The 5,992-nt window shown below is 38.1% G+C and carries 5 protein-coding genes; 2 read left to right on the forward strand and 3 right to left on the reverse strand.

What is annotated here, in order from left to right:
• Positions 1 to 202 precede the first annotated feature (202 nt).
• Positions 203 to 541 carry a winged helix-turn-helix transcriptional regulator gene (locus tag V7083_RS02845; protein WP_335475162.1) on the reverse strand — a complete coding sequence of 113 codons (339 nt, stop codon included), beginning with the start codon at positions 539 to 541 and terminating at the stop codon, positions 203 to 205.
• Between the two features lie 333 nt (positions 542 to 874).
• Here V7083_RS02845 and V7083_RS02850 point away from each other — a divergent pair, with 333 nt between their 5' ends.
• Both V7083_RS02850 and V7083_RS02855 read left to right on the forward strand, forming a co-directional pair.
• A complete protein-coding gene (locus V7083_RS02850; RefSeq protein ID WP_335475164.1) occupies positions 875 to 1,426 on the forward strand; it encodes an NAD(P)H-dependent oxidoreductase in 552 nt (183 codons plus the stop codon).
• A 31-nt stretch (positions 1,427 to 1,457) separates the two neighbouring features.
• Positions 1,458 to 2,171, forward strand: a complete 714-nt coding sequence (locus V7083_RS02855) for an SDR family oxidoreductase (protein ID WP_335475166.1) — start codon at positions 1,458 to 1,460, stop codon at positions 2,169 to 2,171.
• A gap of 480 nt (positions 2,172 to 2,651) precedes the next feature.
• Here V7083_RS02855 and V7083_RS02860 read toward each other — a convergent pair whose 3' ends face one another.
• Together V7083_RS02860 and V7083_RS02865 are read right to left on the reverse strand one after the other, a co-directional pair.
• A complete protein-coding gene (locus V7083_RS02860) occupies positions 2,652 to 5,051 on the reverse strand; it encodes an immune inhibitor A domain-containing protein (protein WP_335475168.1) in 2,400 nt (799 codons plus the stop codon).
• A gap of 290 nt (positions 5,052 to 5,341) precedes the next feature.
• Positions 5,342 to 5,872 carry a YceI family protein gene (locus tag V7083_RS02865; protein WP_335475171.1) on the reverse strand — a complete coding sequence of 177 codons (531 nt, stop codon included), beginning with the start codon at positions 5,870 to 5,872 and terminating at the stop codon, positions 5,342 to 5,344.
• Positions 5,873 to 5,992: the final 120 nt, after the last annotated feature.

Below are 5,992 nucleotides of genomic sequence, written 5' to 3' on the forward strand. Positions count from 1 at the left end.
TGGAGCGAAAATCAACAGCCCAGTTTAACAGAGCCTTTTCATAAACAAATTCTCCCTAAAGCCACGTTTTTAACTTGAACTTCCACACCCTCGAAATCTTAACATTCTTCTGTTAAAAATTATCGACCACGCTGATACGTTCTCTAAGATATCCATCATAATGAATTCACTCAAATTAAAAGAATGAACATTATTAAATCATTTATAAATTTAATCCAAATCTTTTTAATTCAATGAAAATACTTTCCAACTGTTTTCCTTTTTCCGTTAAAGTATATTCCACACGAGGGGGAACCTCTGGAAATACCTTTCTTATCAATATCCCATGATCTTCTAGTTCCTTGAGTCGGAGTGAAAGTGTTTTCGGGCTGATTCCATTCAGTGATTTCAATAGGTCGCTGAATCGCATTGTTCCTTCGATAAGGAGATCCCGAATAATTAAAAAGGTCCATTTAGTTCCGATTACATCAAGCGTTTTAGCAATGGGGCATTGCTCGCCTGGTGTTCCTTTGGTTAGCAAGACCGGCTCAACCACACTCATCTGAAGCATCCTCCTTTATATTTTTTTAGCTGTTTTTCCTTATGATACCACAAAGGTATACTTTTAGAAACTTTATGAAATAAATATCACTACTTCCATAAATGAAATTACTGTATATATAATATCTATAAGCCAATTATTGAAAGTAATAATGAGGAGGTGAGCATAATGATACGAGAAATCAACGAATCAAACTGCCTTTTGGTGCTTTTATTGCTATCTTAATCAGTGCGTTTGCTGTCGGTACCACAAAGTTTATCATCATGGGCATTATTCCGGAAAACAAACACCGGTGCTTTATAAAGATTACAAAATAAAGGAGCTGGAAGAGAGATGAAAAAAATACTTATTATTAACGGTCATCAGAAATATGGATCAGCAGAAGGATATTTGAATCACACAATGATGGATAAGATGGTCAATTTGTTAAGTGAAAGGAACAATATAAAAACAACAATTATTCAAGAGGGATATACAATCGAAGAAGAACAACAAAAATTTTTATGGGCTGATATTGTCATTTACCAGACCCCTATTTATTGGTTTAGTGTACCTGGATTATTGAAAACGTATATGGATGAAGTTTTTGCCTATGGTTTATTTTTTAAGGGTGCTGATCAGTATGGAAAAGGCGGGTTATTAACTGAAAAGAAATATATGTTTTCAACTACCTGGAATGCTCCTGAAAAAGCATTTAACGATCCAACCCAATTTTTTGAAGGGAACAGCCTCGAAGATGTATTAAGTCATTTACATCGTGTTCATAAATTCCTTGGTATGAAACCTTTAAAGAGTTTTAGTTGTTATGATGTTGTCAAAAATCCGAATGTTGAAAAGTTTGTAACCGAACTTGATATCCATCTGAATGAAGTATTAAGTGTTTAATCTATTAAGGAACCCATAGGGAGGTAAAAATATGTTACGAGGCCAAAAAGTTGTCATTATCGGTGGAAGCTCTGGGATTGGACTGGAAACAGCTAAGCAGGTAATAGCCCAAGGGGCAGAAGTAATCATTGCTAGCCGATCCGAAGATAAATTACGGAACGCTAAAGAGCTACTTGGTGCTAGCGCTACGTCTTTTACACTGGATACAACACAAGAACAGCAAGTCCAGTCTTTCTTTGAAAAAGTAGGCCAATTTGATCATCTTGTGGTGAGCGCGGCAGAAACCTTCGGAGGGCCATTCCTCCAAACAGATACAGCCCAAGCACGACAACTGTTTGAAAATAAATTTTGGGGACAATATTATGCTGTGAAATATGGTGCTCCAAAAATTTCACTAAATGGTTCAATTACTTTATTCTCTGGGGTTGTAGCCTACAAGGCTATGAATGGTTCATCCATTCTAGGTGCAGTCAATTCAGCCGTTTCGAATCTAGGCCAGACTTTGGCTTTAGAGCTTGCTCCGATCCGAGTAAACATCGTTTCGCCAGGAATAATTGATACACCTTCACGAAGCAAAATGCCAGAAGAAACCCGTAATAATTTTTATGCTTCGGTTGCAAACAAACTTCCTGTGAAACGAATAGGAAGAGCTGAAGATGTGGCACAAAGTGTACTATATTTGATACAAAATAGTTTCGTGACTGGAACGGTTTTGCATGTAGAAGGCGGTCATATTTTGGCCTAAGTCAACGGTAAATTGTAAATTAAGCTGTGAGTGTAAGCCTTTTTGAAAGATATAAAAAAAAAAGATAAAACAGCCTTTATCCATTGAGAAATTACTGCAAAATACGGACAACTTCTCTCTAAGAAATAAACAACAACTCAGTAAATATAAATCTATATACATCAAAGTTATTTTTGTTTTTCTGCTTCACTTTGTACAAAAAAAAGACACCCATTTGTTATCAAAGGTCCAGTTTCGTCTGTTTATACCATAAGAAATATTGGCAAAAATCCCACTGGTATGAGAAGAGGACATTCTTTGATATATTGGGTGTCTATCAATCTACAACGTGCTAGAAGAAAGCATAGTAATTGTATCAATATAGCTGATTTAAGGCTTATTTTGATACCTTTCTTTCGAAGCATAGGCATTGTATGGTAGAACATTTCTATGCTACACATTTATTAATGCTTTGTTTAATTGGTAAGGGGTATAACTAAATTACTTATAAAGCACAATCGAACCAACAGATTTGTCTTTCGCCTGACCATTTACACGAACCTTGAGTCCAAAGTTCTCAAGATTACGTCCGGCATCCGGCATAAAGGTATTGAGGTAGGATTTTGAATCATCAAATAGTGAAACAGCTGGCAGACTTGAAGAAGTTAAAGTTTGAAGGCCAGGATAATTGATATTTAATCCTGAAGTTGGATTCAAACCAAACGCAGCATCTGCGACATGGAAACGTGTGCTTGCTTCAGCAGTCGTGCCGTTCGCAAGATTCCATAGAAGATCACCGCCCAAGTGAGCATCAACAACGCCAAGGAAACCATCCCCAGGGTGTATACCTGTCCAGTTATCCGTAAAGCTGTCATCAACATACCAAACTACTAATCCACCATCATAGCTCATTAGGGATTCACCACGTTTAATATGGGCTAGTCCTTGGTCAACCCCTTTTTGATTACGCCATTCAAGCAGGTAATAGTGATCAGTTAACTTATTACCATCCATCTTAGTAAAGCCATTTAACGTAAAGGCAGAAGTCGTATTTTCAGCGCCATCATCCACTAATGTTTGACCGTCGGAAACGACCTTGATGTTATCAGCAAAGAAGCCGATGTAAGAGCTGCCCCAGTCAGTGGCATAGCGTAGACGCAGCTTGATTTTTTGGCCTTTGTACTCAGAAAGATCGAAAGACTGTGGCTGCCATCCTTTAGAGTTACCTGTGAATCCTGGCATAGAGTTAATAATAGTAGGATAGCCCTCATCAACAACATCCGAGCGAGTATGGGAATTTCCTAGAGATTTCCATGTGGCGCCATTATCAGTTGAAACCTGAACAAAAGCAAAATCCCATTGCTCTTCTATATCATACCAAGCGTCAAATGTTAATGTTGCTGCAGTTTTACCAGTTAAATCGACATCAGTTACCATATTGGTATCCATTTCATCCTGTTGTCCGCCCCAATATTCAAAACTACCAGTTGGTGTGTTTACTGGTGTTTTCTTTTGTGGCAGGTTGATGCGGATCGCCTGATTGTTTTGGCCAAGTGGTGAATTTGCTTGGTCAACGAGGAACTGAGTGCCTTTAGTTGATACATCATCCCATTCAACAACAGTAGGAGCTGTCCATTTTCCACCAAGAGTAGATTGGAAGTATTGTTTGGCAAATGGAGAAAATCCAGTTGGTTCGGCCCCAGGAATTTTACCTGCCCAAGAACCGCTAGCCATAATAGACCAGTAACCAATTGCTTCTCCTGTTCCAGAATACTGTGTATCGTATTCATCAGGAAGTCCTAAGTCATGGCCGTATTCATGCGCGAATACACCAGTAGCACCATCTTCAGGCATTACTGTATAATCATAGAATCCCGGTAATCCTTCTCCCAGACCATCTGGATCATAGAATACAGCTGAACGATGTGACCAAATGGCATTATCACCGAGTGAACCGCCACCGGCTTCTTGGCCCATTCCAGAGTGGATGATTTGAAGGTGGTCAACAAGGCCATCCGGCTCCCAGAAGTTGCCGTCACCATCTAAATCATGTGGATCCTCTAAGTCGTAATCTTGAAGTGGAACACCAGCCTCTTTAGCTGCAATAAGAGTATCTTTTATCAATTGTTTCGCTCCGCCAAGCGTCACATTATCATGACCACCAGTGGATTTGTCTGCACCATAGAAGGATGCAGTCCCTGGAACCTTTAACCAGCCATAGGCTTTACCTTCAATCGTATACGTACCGCCTGATTGCTCTTCATAAAATTGCTTTTGGGAAACTTGGTCTTCGCCATTCGGTCCTTTAAATTCACCTTTGTTCCCGAAAATCATTTTTTCATAGTGCTCAGGTGTATAATCCTTATAATAGTTATCCGTTTCACCTGGCTTAATGTTATTATGAGGGAAATCGGAGTACTCGACCATTAAGGTTAATAGTTTACCTTTTTTCTGAACGCCAGGGGATGGCCCTTCCTTTACAGAATCTGGATTCCCTTTTAATTGTCCATACTTATTACCTTTCCCTTTTAGAAGGCCATTATTGAAATCCTTAAATTTATTCTGTTTTTCAGTTTCGGCCTTTTTCACTTTTACGGCAATAGGATCGGTTTCTGTAGATTTGGATTGTTTCCCCTTTAGGACAAGGTAATTATGTAAAGCTTTTTGTTTTTCTGCCTCGGTAGCATTTTTGGCAATCACACCGCGATTCACTAAGGATTGAAGCAACTTGTCCTCATTTACAATTGCTAGGTCTAATGAACTATGAGACTGTGAAACGAAGCTTGGACTTTTCGACAGAACTTCACCCTTAGCTGTGTTCATATAGCTGCCAGGGAAGCCGCCGAATAAGGTTCCGGCAATTACAGCTGTGGTAAGACCAGTTTTTAATAGTTTTTTCAATAAAATTCCCCCTTAAAAGAATTCTGTTGCAAGTTATATAATATTTCGAAAATTGAAATATATCAACTTAAAATATTCCTATTTTTCTGACAAAAATACATGCTTTCCTATACGGAAAGTCCTATTTTATCAATTTTTTTGCGCTTTATTGGGGGGAATTATCAATTATTGTTGAATAAAATAATGTCATAAAAAGTAACTATGTTATATGAAGATGTAGATAACGATAGGAAGAGTGAAAATAAAAAGGCCAGGCAGCTTTTACTATATGCCTGGCTTTTCAATCATGATTAAGCTTTTGCTGCTTGAATTTGTAAGTTAATTTTTACTTTGTCGCCGACTAAAACTCCACCTGTTTCTAAGGCGGCATTCCAAACTAAACCGTAATCAGAGCGGTTAATAGAACCCATTGCACTGAAACCTACTTTTTCATTTCCCCAAGGGTCTTTTCCTTGACCTTCAAAAGTAACAGCAAAATTTTCTTGCTTTGTTATGCCGCGAAGGGTAAGGTCACCCGTTACGTTATATTCACCATCATCCGTTTTTTCAATTTTGGATGCTTTAAACGTCAAATTTGGATGATTCTCTGAATCAAAGAAATCACCAGAAACTAGGTGAGCATCACGGTCCTTATTGCGTGTATCTACGCTTGCAGTTTCAACTGTGAAATCAATGTTAGCAGTAGTTAAATCAGTAGGATCTGCCTCAATGGTTGCATTAAAGCTATTGAAAGTTCCTTTTACGTTAGCGATCATCATATGGCGAACGGAAAAATCTACACTGCTGTGTACTGTATCAAGTGCCCATTTTGTATTTGTCATTTAAAATCTCTCCCTTTTGTTTTGAAATCATTTATCTCAAATTCAAAATAACTTACTTCGAGATAAATTATAGTAGATTGACCGAACTGTTGTCAATGGTTACTTATAAATTTTTTTCGA

It is taken from the genome of Bacillus sp. JJ1764, from assembly GCF_036962145.1.
In the GTDB taxonomy this organism is placed as follows: domain Bacteria; phylum Bacillota; class Bacilli; order Bacillales; family Cytobacillaceae; genus Neobacillus.

Bases quoted from the DNA above. Each gene is read 5' to 3' on its own strand.
- V7083_RS02855 (WP_335475166.1), top strand. From the start codon at position 1,458: ATGTTACGAGGCCAAAAAGTTGTCATTATCGGTGGAAGCTCTGGGATT.
- V7083_RS02850 (WP_335475164.1), top strand. From the start codon at position 875: ATGAAAAAAATACTTATTATTAACGGTCATCAGAAATATGGATCAGCA.
- V7083_RS02845 (WP_335475162.1), bottom strand. From the start codon at position 541: ATGAGTGTGGTTGAGCCGGTCTTGCTAACCAAAGGAACACCAGGCGAG.
- V7083_RS02865 (WP_335475171.1), bottom strand. From the start codon at position 5,872: ATGACAAATACAAAATGGGCACTTGATACAGTACACAGCAGTGTAGAT.